Raw genomic sequence first — 14437 nt, 5'->3', positions numbered from 1 at the left:
TTACAATATTCGTATTGAGGAGAAAATATGAAAAATTTCTTATCTTTAGGAAAAAATTTTTGGTTATATCGTTTCTCTTTTTTATTGAGTAGCTTAACGAGCATAGCAACGAATATTTCAATCAATTGGTGGATATTAGATACTTATCAAAAAGCAATATATGTGAGCTACACTTTAATTCCCGCAACTATTATTTATATCAGTACCAGTTTTTTGCTTTCACCATTAGGTGATAAATTTAGTCGAAAAAAGCTAATTCAAATTGGAATGTTGATTCAAATTAGCGCATTTATCACATTAATCATTATTTATGATTTTTTGTTATTAGATATTTTTTATCTTATGGTTTTTCAAACCTTTTTCTCTTTAGGTAATGGAATAGTCCGCATTGGTAGTACTAGTTTTATTGTCGATCTTGTTGAAGAAAATCGTATTACAGAGGCTAATAACATTATAATGCGTTTAAACTCTGCTATTAGTATATTAGGCTTGATTTTTGGTGGCGCAATAGTGGCATATTTTGATTTTATTATTGCATTCTCGATTTATCTTATTTTAAGTATACTCTCTATTTTTTTAATAAATTTAATTAATGTTTACAGTAATGTTAATTTAAATAAAAATATTAAATTTTTTGATGATTTGTTATTGGGTGTTAAATATACAATTACTAGTGATGTGATTAGAGGGTTGTTTTTCTACAGTATGATTATGGGGATTGTTTTTGGACCACTTCAATTAATTATTATTTATATTATAAAAGAAATAATGAAAATGAGTTCTTTTGACTATAGCTTTTCTATGTCGGGTATGAGTATTGGTATTATTTTAGGAAGTTATTTGTATGAAAAAATCAAAGCGCAATTCAGTTATATGCATTTATTTATGGTCTTTTCATCTTGTTTATTTATTCTGGGGTTAGTCTGCATTTATTTTTCTTATTATAGCAATGTTTTTATCTTTGCTATGATAATGATTGGTATCGCAAGAAATTGGATTAATGTCACGGTTGATTCTCATTTGCTAAAAACGCTGGATCCGGCAATTAGAACCAAAGTTCTGTTAAATATGTCGTTTTTTGGTAATATCAGTGTTCCTTTATCGACTTTATTCACTGGTGGATTAATTGATACATTAGGTATCCCATTTATTTTGCTCACGAACATTGTATTAGTTGGCATTGCTATTGGGATTTTTCTCTTTAATCAAGCTGTGATTGGTTTTATTAATTCACCTGTTGATCGAGCAAAACAAATGTTGCATTTTTAACTATAAGCTGCTTTGTCATAAGTACTGCCTGAATAACTTTTTGAGTTAATTAGGCAGTTATTTTTAGTTGTTTCACTGTGTTTATGATACTTTTTTAACCTTTTCTCATCCTTAATCCGCTCATTACTTTGCAATGGGCAATGCTATGCTTGTCACAAGTTGAGAGAGTTTGTAAAAATTGTTCAATTTTTTTGAGTTGTTGAATTTTTTCTTGTACTTGATTCAAATGGTGGCGGATGATTTCATCAGCATTTTGACAATCCGCTTTCGGGTTAGTTTGCAGTTGGTGTAGTTGCTTGGTTTCTTCAATACTAAAACCGAGTGTTCGACAAGTTTTAATAAATTCTAAACATTGTACTGTTTTCTCATCGTATAAACGGTAACCATTTGTGCTGCGTTGTGGTTTAGGTAATAAACCAATTTTTTCGTAATAACGAATTGTTTCGATATGAATATTGGTTTTTTTACTTAATTCATTTATTTTAAAAAAAGTTGTCATAGCGAGCTTGACCTTGTAGTGACTACAGACTTTACCATTGTAAGTAAAGTCATTCGTAATGAAAAGGAAAGTAATATGTCACCTCTGCAGCCGAAACATGATCATATTCATGAGCATCTTCATACGGAGAATCGTAAAATCCTTGCGTTAAGTTTTATGCTCATTACCAGTTTCATGATCATTGAATTTTTAAGTGGTTATTACGTTAATAGCTTAGCATTAATCGCGGATGCAAATGATAGTTTTGCTCTGTTGATTGCATTAATTGCGCTGTATTTAAATCCACAAAATCAACGTCGAGTAGCGATATTAAATGGGTTTTCTTTATTGTTAGTTGCTATTTACATTATTTGGGAGGCAATTGAACGTTGGCAATATCCACAACAGATTGCTTCATTACCAATGTTAATTGTTGCGGTATTAGGCTTGTTAGTAAATGTGGTTGTTGCTCACTTGATGTTAAAAGGCGATCAAGCAAATCTCAATCTTCGCGCGGCTTATTTGCATGTGTTAGCGGATCTATTGGGTTCAATTGTCGCGATTAGCGCTGGCTTAAGTGCATATCTATTTAATTGGATATGGGTTGATATTATCGCCAGTTTCATTTTGAGTTTATTTGTTTTAAAAAGTGGCTATGCAATTATAAAAGAAGCGTTATTGGGGGTGGAGTAGAGAAAAGTGCGGTCGAAATTTTCAAATTTTTGACCGCACTTTTGATGTTTTATTTATTTAACCATGCCATATATTCCGCGACACCTTGCGCAACAGTTTTAAATGGCTTGTCATAGCCAGTTGCACGTAACTTGTCTAAGTTAGCTTGTGTATATTCTTGATAGCGGCTCTTTAAATGCGCTGGGAATGGGATAGTTTCAATATCTGCTTCAGTCTTATCATGGAATTTTACTACGGCTTTTGCTACTTCTTGGAAAGATTCAGCATTACCTGTGCCTAAATTATAGATACCTGAAATATTGTTTTGCCAGCACCAAATATTTACTGCCGCTACATCACCTACATATACGAAGTCACGGCGGAAGTGTTCACTTCCTGCGAATAATTTTGGATTTTCACCTTTTAAAATTTGGTTGTTTAAATGGAAGGCGACACTTGCCATTGAACCTTTGTGATTTTCGCGTGGACCGTACACATTGAAATAGCGGAAGCCACAGACAGGTGAGTTTGCTTCTGGTAAAATCGCCCGTACATATTGGTCAAATAAGAATTTTGAATACCCATACACGTTTAATGGTGCTTCAAATTGACGTTCTTCGCGAAATTCGGTTTTATCGCCATAGGTGGCTGCGGATGAAGCATAGAAGAACGGAATTTCACGATCTAAGCAATAATGTAATAATTCTTTTGAATATTCATAATTATTGTGCATGATGTATTTGCCGTCCCATTCAGTAGTCGCAGAACAAGCACCTTCATGGAAAATGGCATCAATATCACCTAAATCATCACCCGCCACAATAGAAGCAATAAAATCTTCTTTGTCACAATAATCAGCAATATCTAAATCTACTAAGTTTGCGAATTTGGTACCATCTTTTAAGTTATCTACCACCAAAATATCTGTACGCCCAAGTTCATTTAAGGCTTTTACAATGTTACTACCAATAAATCCAGCACCGCCAGTTACGATAATCATGATCTTGTCCTCTGTTGGTTAATACTTAATGTATTGTAATGGATTTTATGACGGATGTGTTTAAGTATTTTGTATGCTATGTGAGTTTTTGATGTTTGCTCAAAATCCTTATTATCATTTTTATGTCTGTTTTGACCGTTTTTATAATAGAAGGAATTGATATGCAAAGAAGAAATGATTTAATTTTATACAAGCTCAATCGTGCCAGAAAAATCATACTGTTTTTTTTAATAATAAAATGTTATATTTTTCACAAATAATGAGTTTTTTGTTAACCTCGTCACATTTTTCTTTTGATTTTGATGTATAATATGACCATATAGTTTATTTCGCATACAAATTGTCAACGAGGAAGATATATGGACGCAAAAGAAATTGCACAATTTATTGATCATACGGCGTTAACCGCAGAGAAAACCGAACAAGATATTCTTCAATTATGTGATGAAGCAATTGAGAATAAATTTTGGTCTGTCTGTATTAATTCAGCTTATATTCCTTTAGCAAAGGAAAAACTTGCTGGTACAGATGTAAAAATTTGTACAGTGGTGGGTTTTCCTTTAGGGGCTAACTTGAGTTCAGTCAAAGCATTTGAAGCAAGCCAAGCAATTCAAGCTGGCGCAGATGAAATTGATATGGTCATTAACATCGGATTAATTAAATCTAATAAATGGGATGCTGTCCGTGCAGATGTTGCAGAAGTATTAGTAGCTTGCGCAAATAAACCCTTAAAAGTGATTTTAGAAACATGCTTATTAGCAAAAGAGGAAATTGTTAAAGCATGTGAAATTTGTAAACAATTAAATGTAGCGTTTGTGAAAACGTCGACAGGTTTCAGCAGTGGTGGGGCAACTGTGGAAGATGTTGCCTTGATGAAACAGACCGTAGGCGATATTGGAGTGAAAGCGTCTGGCGGTGTGCGTGATACGGCAACAGCAGTAGCGATGATTGCTGCTGGTGCAACACGTATTGGTGCGAGTGCAGGGATTGCAATTATTAATGGTTTACAGGATGTAAACAGCACCTATTAATAAGTGATTGAGCTTGCTATGGACAAGATGAATTCTCGCATTCAAAAATTGGAATTTTTATTGAAGCAAATGGATAAGATTCACTTGCGAGAGGCAGCTGAAATATTAAAAGTGTCTGAAATGACTATTCGGCGAGATCTTAGCTCCTGTGCAAGCTCAATTATTTTATTAGGTGGTTATATTGTTAAAGACCCCAAAAAGCAGGGTAACAAGCAGTATCAAATTTTTGAACATCAAGGAAAAAATACGGCGGAAAAAATGCAGCTAGCGAAAATTGCAGCTAGCTTAGTTGAAGAAGGTGATGTGGTTTTCTTTGATTGTGGCTCAACAATTCCATTTATTGCGACAGAGATTGATCATCATCTAAACTTTACTGCTGTTTGTTGTTCTATTAATACTTTTCTCATATTACAAGAAAAGCCAAATTGTGAAGTGATTTTATGTGGTGGTCGTTATTCACGTCATAATGCTTTCTTAACACCAATCCAATCTCAAACAGAACTCGAAATGATTCGTACAAATAAAGCATTCATTTCTGCGGCAGGTGTTGATTTAAAACAAGGTGTGACCTGTTTCAATTTTGATGAGGCAAGAGTCAAACAAGTGGCGATGGCAAGGACACAGCAGTCTATTTTAGTAGTAGATCATGCTAAATTTCATCAAATACAACAAGCTTACATCGCGAATTTAGATGCGTTTGACATCTTAATTTGTGATCAGCCTGCGCCAACAGAGTTTGCAGATCAAATCATTACTTGTACAACCAAATAAAGTTAAATTAAAAAAACTTAGTTAAAAGTAACCGCACTTTCATACCCCAATAGGTAGTTAAACCTGTTGTCACAAACGACATTTCCCCTTTATCCAAAATAATAATCGTGGGCGTCACTGCAATTTGCCATTGTCGACTTAATTCCCCTTGTGGATCATTGACTGTCGTAAAACTATAGTGGTATTTGGCTAAATAGGTTTGTACAGTTTCGTTATCGCCAGAACTTAATGCAACAGAGACAACAGGATATCCCTCCTCTGCCAGCGCATGTATTATTGGTGAGGTATATTGACAATATCCACACCAGCTTCCCCAAAAATACAAAATAGTAGGCTGTGTTTGGTTGAGTTGAGCGAGGAGAAACGGCTGATTTTTTAGATCCATGAGTACAGTTGTTGTGGCATTAACAGGTATATTTGGTCGACGTATGAAATCAAGCAAAGCACTCATGATGATTAAAGTCAATGCAAGTGAAAGTAAAGAGGTTAAGAGTTTACGAATTTTGCTCATCATTGTGACGGGAGATTATTCGATATCTTTGAGATTCATTTGCTCTGCGCCTTTGGCAAGCATACGCAATTGCAAAATTACCCGTTGTTTAAGTTGTTCACGCTCTGTTTTACCCATATCCAATGCATTTGCACCAGCGGTGAAAACGATAGTGACCATACCTTCAGCTTGAACTTGCGCAACATATTGTGAGTAACTGTTACGATGAGCAATATATTCAGTCAATTCGTCAACAAAATGCTTAATTTCGCGTGCAGTTGCGGTTCTAAAAGCCTGCGATGTGCCTGAGCTTTCGCGTAATAATAGGCGGAACATATTAGGGCTATTCGTAATAAATTCAAAGAACGTATCAACGGAAATGACAATCACGCTACCGCCTTTCTCTAAGCGTTTGCGTGCTTGGCGCATTAATTGACGTAACACCAGCCCTGCTTCATCCACCATAGTTAAGCCAAGTTCATCCATATCTTTGAAGTGGCGATAAAATGAGGTCGGAGCAATACCTGCTTCTCGGGCAACTTCACGTAAGCTCAAGTTAGAGAAACTTTGTTCTGCAGTAAGCTGATTAAAGGCTGCACTAATTAATGCACGTCTGGTTTTTTCTTTTTGTAAGGCTCTCACTCCTGCCATCTTTTTTCCTTACTTTTTAAGATAGAATTTCATTGACAGCATGGCTGACTGTTTGAGCAATTCTTTCGTAACGAGTACGCAGTGGTGAACCGGGGCGATACACTAAATTAATACTGCGCGAAGGCTCTGGCGTATAACAGGCAATATATTTAACGCCAGTACGTTTCCCTTCGTTCATGACAGCGAGTTGAGGCATGAAAGTGATCCCCGCATTTGCAGCAACCATGTTACGTAAGGTTTCTAGGCTAGTTGCCTGAAAATGTGCATTTTCTTTTGCTCCCGCGCTAAAACAGTAACCAATAGTTTGGTCGCGTAAACAATGTCCATCATCTAACATCAACATTTCACAACCGTTAAGTTTACTCATTTCAATGGCTTTTTCATTTGCCCATGGGTGGGAATCACTGACAGCAAGTAGCATTTTTTCATTAAAAATAGGGACTTCAATAAAAGCTTCCGCTTCGCGTACTGATGCAATAATGGCACAATCTAGGTGACCTGTTTCCAATTGTTCTAAAAGTTGATTAGTTTGTGCTTCATAGAGGAAAAGTTCTAAATCAGGAAAGGCTTCTTTGAGTACAGGCATAATATAAGGTAATAAATAAGGACCTACAGTTGGGATGACTCCAATATGTATTGGTCCTGTCATTTCTTTACCTTGGTTACTTGCCATTTCTTTGAGTAATTTTACTTCTCGTAACACTGCTCTTGCTTGATCAACGAGTAATAAGCCTGATTGCGTAAAGAGGACTTTACGGCTTGTTCGTTCTAATAATATTATCCCTAGCTCATCTTCAAGCTTACGAATTTGACCACTTAATGTAGGCTGACTTACATGACAGGAATCAGCCGCACGGCGAAAATGTTTATGTTCTGCAAGCGCCACGAAATATTCTAGATCGCGGATATTCATTTTTACCTCATCATTGAAACAAACAATTAAAAAGATCGGACCAATTGCCCGAAACTATACCATAAATTTGACTATAATTCATAAAGGAGTAAGATTCGTTTTACATTTATTGCTCAACATATAGGAGATCTTTTATGGCAACAATGGAAGGAAAGAAAGTTCCTCAAGTGACATTTCATACTCGTCAAGGTGATCAGTGGGTTGATGTAACCAGCGCAGATTTATTTGATAATAAAACGGTAGTACTTTTCTCATTACCAGGCGCGTTTACGCCAACTTGTTCATCAACACATTTGCCACGTTATAATGAACTTGCTTGCGAGTTCAAAGCATTGGGTGTTGATAGCATTATTTGTATGTCTGTCAATGATACTTTTGTGATGAATGCTTGGAAAGCCGATCAAGAATCTGAAAATGTAATTGTGATTCCAGATGGTAATGGTGAATTTACTGAAGGTATGGGGATGTTAGTCAGTAAAGAAGATTTAGGCTTTGGTAAGCGTTCTTGGCGCTATTCTATGTTAGTACGTAATGGTGTGGTTGAAAAAATGTTTATTGAACCACAAGAGCCAGGTGATCCATTCAAAGTTTCTGATGCAGATACAATGATGAAATATCTTAAACCTGAGTGGCAAGCTAAGCCATCAGTGTCTGTTATCACTAAACCAGGTTGCCCATTCTGTGCAAAAGCAAAAGCCTTATTAAAAGAGAAAGGTTATACTTTTGAAGAGATTGTGTTAGGTCGTGACGCGAGTACAATTTCAGTTCGTGCCATTACTGGCAAAACAAGTGTGCCGCAGGTATTTATCGGTGGTCAATATATTGGCGGTAGTGACGAGCTAGAAAAATATTTTGCTTAATTAAGCAATAAACAAATGAAAAAAGTGCGGTTATGCTGCACTTTTTTGTTTAATGAAAGATTAATAATGTGGAGGTGGCGTTTCTTCGGCTTGGCTCGCGATGTTAGAGGGTTGCATATCTTTTAATTTATTTACTAAATAACGCAATTGCACTTGCATTTTATCTAACGCAAATTGTTGCTCAATAAGCGACTGGTTTAACTCATCTAGTAAATTTTCTTGGAACGTGGTTTTCATTTCTAATTCCGCAATGCGTTGTTCCAATTTTTCTTGAATTTGCATAAATAAACTCCAAATAAAGGTTGTGAATTTGGTCATTCCGTTTTAACCTATCTCAATTCGTTTTTTATTATAAAGGATTAGACATTATGTTTAAAATTCAAAAATTTTCTGCGATTACTTTAATGATAAGTGCGCTAGTTTCTAGTGCAGTTTTAGCTAATACGGATGAGAAAAAATTTAATGATGACGCTTCTTATGCTGTCGGCGTATTATTGGGTTCCAATGCCAAAGACATTATTGATACACAAAAAGGTATCATTAAATATGATAATGCACGTTTGTTAGCGGGTGTAGAAGATGTATTAGCCGGTAAAACGGATCTTGCGTCCAATGAGCAAGTGATTAATACCTTGCGCTCAGTACAAGAGAAAATGCAACAAGAGCAAGAAAAACAATTAGCAGCCATTGCGAAACAAGCAAAAGAAGAAGGTGACAAATATCGTGCTGAATTTGCTAAAAAAGCAGGAGTGAAAAAAACAAAATCAGGACTGTTATATCGTATTGAAAAAATAGGAGAAGGTGAGCAAATTAATGCAACAGATTTTGTTGTCGTAAATTATACAGGTAAGCTACCAAATGGTCAGGTTTTTGATAGTACCGATGGTAATCCTATTTCACTTAAGTTAAATCAGCTTGTACCGGGCTGGACTGAAGGGTTACAACTTATTAAAAAAGGTGGCAAAATTGAATTAGTATTACCATCAGAACTCGGATATGCTAAGCAGGGGGCCGGTATCATTCCTCCTGATTCAACGTTATATTTTGAAGTTGAAGTTGTGGATGTAAAACCTGAAGCGAAAAAATAATTGAAAAAACGACCGCACTGTTGTCTTAAGTACGAGAGTGCGGTCATTTATTTTTTAATAATTGAGAATAAGGCAATGTTAACTGATAAACGACCTTTTACAGATGAAGATAAAGCCATTTTGAATTCTTATAAAGCGGTAGTGGATGGCGTCAGTGCACTTATCGGTCGTCATTGTGAAATTGTGCTCCATTCTTTAGAAGATCTAGAACATTCAACGATTTGCATTGCTAATGGACATAACACTAATCGCCAGATCGGTTCACCAATTACGGATTTAGCATTGAAATCATTACATAATATGCAAACTGATAGTGTATCTAAACCTTACTTTACTCGAGCAAAAAGTAAAGGTTTGATGAAGTCAGTAACTATTGCAATTCGCAATAAAAGCCAGCGGATTATTGGATTATTATGTATTAATATTAATTTGGATGTTCCCGTTTCTGAATTTATGCAGGCATTTATGCCGACTCAAGAACAGCAAGAAACCTCAAGTGTTAATTTTGCAAGTTCAGTTGAAGAACTTGTCGCACAAACTGTTGAAAAAACAATTGAAGAAGTGACAGCAGATCGTATGGTGTCAAATAACAATAAAAATCGCCAGATCGTTATTTCATTGTATGAGAAAGGTATTTTTGACATTAAAGATGCAATTAATTTAGTGGCAGAGCGTCTAGATATTTCGCGTCATACAGTCTATTTGTATATTCGCCAAGTGAAACAAGATTCGGACGAACAAAGATAATGCGTTATGTACTTTGTATAAAACAGCCGATTTATGGTGCACAGGGTGGATATTTGGCTTATCAAATCGCACAGGCTTTAATTGAGCAAGGGCATCAAATTAGCCAGATTTTCTTTTTTCAACAAGGCGTGACTATTGGTAATGAATTTGTTTATCCTGCTAACGATGAATTTCACTTACAAGCAGCATGGCAAGATTTTTCGAGACAATATCATGTACCGCTTCATTTATGTATTGCAGCAGCACAACGCCGTGGTGTGGTAGATACGCAAACTGCGCCAAAAGCCTCGCAAACTAATTTAGCTGCACATTTTGTGTTAGCTGGGTTAGGTGAGTTTAATCAAGCTTTATTAGAAGCTGATAGAGTTTTGACATTATGATTAAAATCGCTTTTGTTTTTCGTTCTGCACCTCACGGATCTTCAGCAAGTCGTGAAGGGCTAGATGCTTTATTAGCTGCAACAGCTTTCTGTAATGAAGAAGATATTGCGGTTTTTTTTATTGATGATGGTGTATTTAATTTATTAGCACAGCAACAGCCAGAATTGATTTTACAGAAAGATTTTATCAGCGGATTAAAGCTATTAGACCTCTATGCAATTGAGCAACGTTATGTCTGCTATGATTCATTAACTCAATTGGGATTAACTGAACAGCAACAAGTCATTTCTTGTGAAAAAATAAGCCGCACTTTGTTAGTTGAAAAACTTCGTCAAGCAGAAAAAATATTAACTTTTTAAGAGGTAATATGCTCTATACTTTTTCGCAAGCAAGCTATGATGTCAATGAACTTGAGCGCTATATACAACATATCACTGAACAAGATGCTATCTTGTTATGGCAAGATGGTGTTTTGCTACTACTTAAATTCCCTTTGCTATTGCAACAAACAAGCGCACCATGTTTTGTTTTAGAAAATGACATTAAGGCTCGTCATTTAGCGCCATTACTCACTTTAAATAACAAGATAAAAGTCATTGATTTATCGCAATTTATTCAATTAACAGAACAATATTTTCCACAATTTGCACTTTAGTTAAGAGTGAGTTGAAGCTAGGATTTACGGTAAACCACAAATTCTTATGATTTCCAAAGAGTTTCTGCTTATTTCTTGACATCGCCCCTATTGAAGATTAAAATTCAGCGTCTATTCCTGTATGGAATAGGTTTTGAAGATAAACATTCTTTTATGAATAATTTTTAATACTGGAGCTTTTTTAATGGCAACTATCAACCAGCTAGTACGCAAACCGCGTGTGAAAAAGGTTGTAAAAAGTAACGTTCCTGCATTAGAGGCTTGCCCGCAGAAACGTGGTGTGTGCACACGTGTATACACAACTACACCTAAAAAACCGAACTCAGCATTACGTAAAGTATGCCGTATTCGCTTAACTAACGGTTACGAAGTAACTTCTTATATCGGCGGTGAAGGCCATAACCTTCAAGAGCACAGTGTTGTGCTTATCCGTGGCGGTCGTGTTAAAGACTTACCAGGTGTGCGTTATCACACTGTACGCGGTGCATTAGACTGTGCTGGCGTTAAAGATCGTAAACAAGGTCGTTCTAAATACGGCGTTAAGCGTCCTAAATCTTAATGGTTCTCCGTTAAGTAAGGCCAAACGTCTAAATTAGTAAAACTATTTAAACCATAAACTCCAGTCAATAAGCGATAGATATCGCATTAAAGATGAGTTTTGGATATCCTGAATTTTTAATACGGAGAAATTACAATGCCACGTCGTCGTGTTGTAGGTCAACGCAAGATCCTTCCAGATCCAAAGTTCGGATCAGAATTGCTTGCAAAATTTATCAATGTTTTAATGGTAGATGGTAAAAAATCTATCGCAGAAAAAATCGTTTATAGTGCATTAGATACGTTAGCACAACGTACTGGTAAAGAAGCATTAGAAGCTTTTGAAGCAGCACTTGAAAACGTACGCCCAACTGTTGAGGTTAAATCTCGCCGTGTGGGTGGTTCTACTTATCAAGTACCAGTTGAAGTACGCCCAGTACGTCGTAACGCATTAGGTATGCGTTGGATTGTTGAAGCTGCACGTAAACGTGGTGATAAATCAATGGCTTTACGTTTAGCTAACGAGTTATCTGATGCGTCAGATAACAAAGGTGCAGCAGTGAAAAAACGTGAAGATGTTCACCGTATGGCTGAAGCTAACAAAGCGTTTGCTCATTACCGTTGGTAATTAGTTTAAGCAATTACGTTTTTTAGGCTTCATCTCATTTAATTATGTGGTGAAGCCTTATACATATTTAAAATTTAATATTGAATTCCAGCAAGGAAATAATAATGGCACGTACAACCCCTATTGAAAGATACCGTAACATTGGTATCAGTGCTCACATTGACGCAGGTAAAACCACAACTTCCGAGCGTATCCTTTTCTATACAGGTGTGAGTCACAAACTTGGTGAGGTGCACGATGGTGCAGCTACTATGGACTGGATGGAGCAAGAGCAAGAACGTGGTATCACAATCACTTCTGCTGCAACAACAGCATTCTGGTCTGGTATGTCTAAACAATACCCACAACACCGTATTAACGTTATTGATACTCCAGGACACGTTGACTTTACGATTGAAGTAGAGCGTTCAATGCGTGTTCTAGATGGGGCTGTAATGGTTTATTGTGCGGTAGGCGGTGTTCAACCACAATCTGAAACTGTATGGCGTCAAGCAAATAAATACCAAGTTCCTCGTGTTGCTTTCGTAAATAAAATGGACCGTACAGGTGCTAACTTCCTACGTGTCGTTGAGCAAATCAAAACACGTTTAGGTGGTAATTCAGTGCCTTTACAACTTCCGATCGGTTCAGAAGATAATTTCAAAGGTGTTGTTGATCTTATTAAAATGAAAGCAATTAACTGGAATGATGCGGATCAAGGTATGACATTTACCTATGAAGATATTCCTGCCGATATGTTAGATGCTTGTGAAGAATGGCGCCAAAATTTAGTTGAGGCAGCAGCAGAAGCTTCAGAAGAGTTAATGGAAAAATACCTTAGTGGTGAAGAGTTAACTGAAGAAGAAATTAAAGTTGGTTTACGTCAACGTGTATTATCTGGCGAAATTATTCCAGTTTGTTGTGGTTCAGCATTTAAAAATAAAGGTGTCCAAGCAATGCTTGACGCGGTAATCGATTATTTACCTGCACCAACTGATATTCCTGCAATTAAAGGTATCAACCCAGATGAATCTGAAGGTGAACGTCATGCAAGTGATGATGAACCGTTCTCAGCTTTAGCATTCAAAATTGCAACTGACCCATTCGTGGGTAACTTAACTTTCTTCCGTGTTTATTCAGGTGTAATCAACTCTGGTGATACAGTATTAAACTCTGTAAAAGATAAACGTGAACGTTTTGGTCGTATCGTACAGATGCATGCGAATAAACGTGAAGAAATTAAAGAGGTTCGCGCGGGTGATATTGCAGCTGCAATTGGTTTGAAAGATGTTGGTACTGGCGATACATTATGTGCACAAGATGCGCCAATTATTCTTGAGCGTATGGAATTCCCTGAACCAGTCATTTCTGTTGCAGTTGAGCCGAAAACTAAAGCAGACCAAGAAAAAATGGGTATTGCATTAGGTCGTCTTGCACAAGAAGATCCTTCATTCCGTGTTCATACTGATGAAGAATCTGGTGAAACTATTATTTCTGGTATGGGTGAGCTACACTTAGATATTATCGTTGACCGTATGCGTCGTGAATTCAAAGTTGAAGCGAATATTGGTAAACCACAAGTATCTTACCGTGAAACAATCCGTACTCGCGTTAACGATGTTGAAGGTAAACACGCAAAACAATCTGGTGGTCGTGGTCAATATGGTCATGTTGTTATCGACTTATATCCATTAGAACCAGAGGGTCCAGGTTACGAGTTCGTGAATGAAATCAAAGGTGGTGTGATTCCTGGTGAATACATTCCTGCGGTTGATAAAGGTATTCAAGAACAACTTAAATCTGGTCCATTAGCAGGTTATCCAGTAGTAGATTTAGGTGTACGTTTACACTTCGGTTCGTATCATGATGTTGACTCATCTGAGCTTGCATTTAAATTAGCAGCATCTTTAGCATTTAAGGCTGCATTTAATAAAGCAAACCCTGTATTACTTGAGCCAATCATGAAAGTTGAAGTTGAAACGCCACCAGACTACGTAGGTGATGTAATTGGTGATTTAAGCCGTCGTCGTGCGATGGTTAACGGCCAAGAAGCAAATGAATTTGTTGTGAAGATCAATGCAGAAGTACCACTTTCAGAGATGTTTGGTTATGCAACTGACCTTCGTTCACAAACTCAAGGTCGTGCTTCATACTCAATGGAACCATTGAAGTATGCAGAAGCGCCGAAAAATGTTGCTGATGCAATTATTGAAGCTCGCAAAAAATAATTTTGTTTAACAAACCACAAGCCATAATGGCTTGTGGTATCTACTGAGGAAACTTAATCG

Annotated in this window: 19 protein-coding genes; 13 read left to right on the top strand and 6 right to left on the bottom strand. The window is 36.6% G+C overall.

Annotated features, from left to right (window positions below):
- Window positions 1–27 precede the first annotated feature (27 nt).
- Window positions 28–1269 (top strand): MFS transporter, encoded by a 1242-nt coding sequence (locus C0975_RS05940; RefSeq protein WP_101775481.1) that lies wholly within the window; start codon window positions 28–30, stop codon window positions 1267–1269.
- Between the two features lie 94 nt (window positions 1270–1363).
- Here C0975_RS05940 and C0975_RS05935 read toward each other — a convergent pair whose 3' ends face one another.
- The gene (locus C0975_RS05935; protein ID WP_101775480.1) at window positions 1364–1768 is read right to left on the bottom strand and encodes a MerR family transcriptional regulator; all 405 of its coding nucleotides are present in this window, start codon (window positions 1766–1768) and stop codon (window positions 1364–1366) included.
- Between the two features lie 75 nt (window positions 1769–1843).
- Between C0975_RS05935 and C0975_RS05930 the strand changes: the two genes are divergently transcribed.
- Complete coding sequence (locus C0975_RS05930) at window positions 1844–2440, top strand: cation diffusion facilitator family transporter (protein ID WP_101775479.1); 597 nt, start codon at window positions 1844–1846, stop codon at window positions 2438–2440.
- Between the two features lie 49 nt (window positions 2441–2489).
- On the opposite strand, the gene rfaD is transcribed toward C0975_RS05930, so the two are convergent.
- Complete coding sequence (gene rfaD, locus C0975_RS05925) at window positions 2490–3419, bottom strand: ADP-glyceromanno-heptose 6-epimerase (protein WP_101775478.1); 930 nt, start codon at window positions 3417–3419, stop codon at window positions 2490–2492.
- 359 nt (window positions 3420–3778) lie between these two features.
- On the opposite strand from rfaD, the gene deoC reads away from it, so the two are divergent.
- Both deoC and deoR read left to right on the top strand, forming a co-directional pair.
- The gene (gene deoC, locus C0975_RS05920) at window positions 3779–4450 is read left to right on the top strand and encodes a deoxyribose-phosphate aldolase (protein ID WP_101775477.1); all 672 of its coding nucleotides are present in this window, start codon (window positions 3779–3781) and stop codon (window positions 4448–4450) included.
- Window positions 4451–4468: 18 nt separating this feature from the next.
- Window positions 4469–5221, top strand: a complete 753-nt coding sequence (deoR, locus tag C0975_RS05915) for a DNA-binding transcriptional repressor DeoR (RefSeq protein WP_101775476.1) — start codon at window positions 4469–4471, stop codon at window positions 5219–5221.
- Between the two features lie 7 nt (window positions 5222–5228).
- Here deoR and C0975_RS05910 read toward each other — a convergent pair whose 3' ends face one another.
- From C0975_RS05910 to oxyR, 3 genes are read right to left on the bottom strand one after another with little or no spacing between them, the layout of a single operon-like run.
- Window positions 5229–5732, bottom strand: coding sequence for a protein disulfide oxidoreductase (locus tag C0975_RS05910; RefSeq protein WP_101775475.1), 504 nt, complete (start codon window positions 5730–5732; stop codon window positions 5229–5231).
- 15 nt (window positions 5733–5747) lie between these two features.
- Entirely contained in the window at window positions 5748–6362 is a 615-nt protein-coding gene (fabR, locus tag C0975_RS05905) for an HTH-type transcriptional repressor FabR (protein ID WP_101775474.1), read from the bottom strand.
- A 16-nt stretch (window positions 6363–6378) separates the two neighbouring features.
- Window positions 6379–7275: a DNA-binding transcriptional regulator OxyR gene (gene oxyR, locus C0975_RS05900; RefSeq protein WP_101775473.1), complete on the bottom strand. Its 897-nt coding sequence runs from the start codon at window positions 7273–7275 to the stop codon at window positions 6379–6381.
- Window positions 7276–7409: 134 nt separating this feature from the next.
- Here oxyR and C0975_RS05895 point away from each other — a divergent pair, with 134 nt between their 5' ends.
- Window positions 7410–8135, top strand: coding sequence for a glutathione peroxidase (locus tag C0975_RS05895; RefSeq protein ID WP_101775472.1), 726 nt, complete (start codon window positions 7410–7412; stop codon window positions 8133–8135).
- Window positions 8136–8195: 60 nt separating this feature from the next.
- On the opposite strand, the gene C0975_RS05890 is transcribed toward C0975_RS05895, so the two are convergent.
- A complete protein-coding gene (locus C0975_RS05890) occupies window positions 8196–8417 on the bottom strand; it encodes a SlyX family protein (RefSeq protein ID WP_101775471.1) in 222 nt (73 codons plus the stop codon).
- An 86-nt stretch (window positions 8418–8503) separates the two neighbouring features.
- Here C0975_RS05890 and C0975_RS05885 point away from each other — a divergent pair, with 86 nt between their 5' ends.
- The 8 genes from C0975_RS05885 to fusA all read left to right on the top strand — a co-directional run bounded on the left by C0975_RS05885 (window position 8504) and on the right by fusA (window position 14377).
- Entirely contained in the window at window positions 8504–9223 is a 720-nt protein-coding gene (locus C0975_RS05885; protein WP_101775470.1) for an FKBP-type peptidyl-prolyl cis-trans isomerase, read from the top strand.
- 75 nt (window positions 9224–9298) lie between these two features.
- Entirely contained in the window at window positions 9299–9970 is a 672-nt protein-coding gene (locus tag C0975_RS05880) for a helix-turn-helix transcriptional regulator (protein ID WP_101775469.1), read from the top strand.
- On the top strand, window positions 9970–10350 hold the full coding sequence (gene tusD / locus C0975_RS05875) for a sulfurtransferase complex subunit TusD (RefSeq protein WP_101775468.1): 381 nt from the start codon (window positions 9970–9972) through the stop codon (window positions 10348–10350). Before C0975_RS05880 ends, tusD begins: the two co-directional genes overlap by 1 nt.
- On the top strand, window positions 10350–10709 hold the full coding sequence (gene tusC / locus C0975_RS05870; protein WP_174674046.1) for a sulfurtransferase complex subunit TusC: 360 nt from the start codon (window positions 10350–10352) through the stop codon (window positions 10707–10709). Before tusD ends, tusC begins: the two co-directional genes overlap by 1 nt.
- Before the next feature lie 8 nt (window positions 10710–10717).
- Window positions 10718–11005 (top strand): sulfurtransferase complex subunit TusB, encoded by a 288-nt coding sequence (gene tusB / locus C0975_RS05865; RefSeq protein ID WP_101775466.1) that lies wholly within the window; start codon window positions 10718–10720, stop codon window positions 11003–11005.
- 184 nt (window positions 11006–11189) lie between these two features.
- Entirely contained in the window at window positions 11190–11564 is a 375-nt protein-coding gene (rpsL, locus tag C0975_RS05860) for a 30S ribosomal protein S12 (protein WP_005717858.1), read from the top strand.
- A gap of 135 nt (window positions 11565–11699) precedes the next feature.
- Window positions 11700–12170: a 30S ribosomal protein S7 gene (gene rpsG / locus C0975_RS05855; RefSeq protein ID WP_101775465.1), complete on the top strand. Its 471-nt coding sequence runs from the start codon at window positions 11700–11702 to the stop codon at window positions 12168–12170.
- Between the two features lie 104 nt (window positions 12171–12274).
- A complete protein-coding gene (fusA, locus tag C0975_RS05850) occupies window positions 12275–14377 on the top strand; it encodes an elongation factor G (protein ID WP_101775464.1) in 2103 nt (700 codons plus the stop codon).
- Window positions 14378–14437 lie beyond the last annotated feature (60 nt).

This window comes from Pasteurella oralis, assembly GCF_002850605.1.
In the GTDB taxonomy this organism is placed as follows: domain Bacteria; phylum Pseudomonadota; class Gammaproteobacteria; order Enterobacterales; family Pasteurellaceae; genus Pasteurella; species Pasteurella oralis.
Note: the sequence above shows the minus strand (reverse complement) of the source record. Positions and strands in the feature narration are given on the sequence as shown.

Bases quoted from the DNA above. Each gene is read 5' to 3' on its own strand.
- C0975_RS05940 (WP_101775481.1), top strand. From the start codon at position 28: ATGAAAAATTTCTTATCTTTAGGAAAAAATTTTTGGTTATATCGTTTC.
- C0975_RS05935 (WP_101775480.1), bottom strand. From the start codon at position 1,768: ATGACAACTTTTTTTAAAATAAATGAATTAAGTAAAAAAACCAATATT.
- C0975_RS05930 (WP_101775479.1), top strand. From the start codon at position 1,844: ATGTCACCTCTGCAGCCGAAACATGATCATATTCATGAGCATCTTCAT.
- rfaD (WP_101775478.1), bottom strand. From the start codon at position 3,419: ATGATTATCGTAACTGGCGGTGCTGGATTTATTGGTAGTAACATTGTA.
- deoC (WP_101775477.1), top strand. From the start codon at position 3,779: ATGGACGCAAAAGAAATTGCACAATTTATTGATCATACGGCGTTAACC.
- deoR (WP_101775476.1), top strand. From the start codon at position 4,469: ATGGACAAGATGAATTCTCGCATTCAAAAATTGGAATTTTTATTGAAG.
- C0975_RS05910 (WP_101775475.1), bottom strand. From the start codon at position 5,732: ATGAGCAAAATTCGTAAACTCTTAACCTCTTTACTTTCACTTGCATTG.
- fabR (WP_101775474.1), bottom strand. From the start codon at position 6,362: ATGGCAGGAGTGAGAGCCTTACAAAAAGAAAAAACCAGACGTGCATTA.
- oxyR (WP_101775473.1), bottom strand. From the start codon at position 7,275: ATGAATATCCGCGATCTAGAATATTTCGTGGCGCTTGCAGAACATAAA.
- C0975_RS05895 (WP_101775472.1), top strand. From the start codon at position 7,410: ATGGCAACAATGGAAGGAAAGAAAGTTCCTCAAGTGACATTTCATACT.
- C0975_RS05890 (WP_101775471.1), bottom strand. From the start codon at position 8,417: ATGCAAATTCAAGAAAAATTGGAACAACGCATTGCGGAATTAGAAATG.
- C0975_RS05885 (WP_101775470.1), top strand. From the start codon at position 8,504: ATGTTTAAAATTCAAAAATTTTCTGCGATTACTTTAATGATAAGTGCG.
- C0975_RS05880 (WP_101775469.1), top strand. From the start codon at position 9,299: ATGTTAACTGATAAACGACCTTTTACAGATGAAGATAAAGCCATTTTG.
- tusD (WP_101775468.1), top strand. From the start codon at position 9,970: ATGCGTTATGTACTTTGTATAAAACAGCCGATTTATGGTGCACAGGGT.
- tusB (WP_101775466.1), top strand. From the start codon at position 10,718: ATGCTCTATACTTTTTCGCAAGCAAGCTATGATGTCAATGAACTTGAG.
- rpsL (WP_005717858.1), top strand. From the start codon at position 11,190: ATGGCAACTATCAACCAGCTAGTACGCAAACCGCGTGTGAAAAAGGTT.
- rpsG (WP_101775465.1), top strand. From the start codon at position 11,700: ATGCCACGTCGTCGTGTTGTAGGTCAACGCAAGATCCTTCCAGATCCA.
- fusA (WP_101775464.1), top strand. From the start codon at position 12,275: ATGGCACGTACAACCCCTATTGAAAGATACCGTAACATTGGTATCAGT.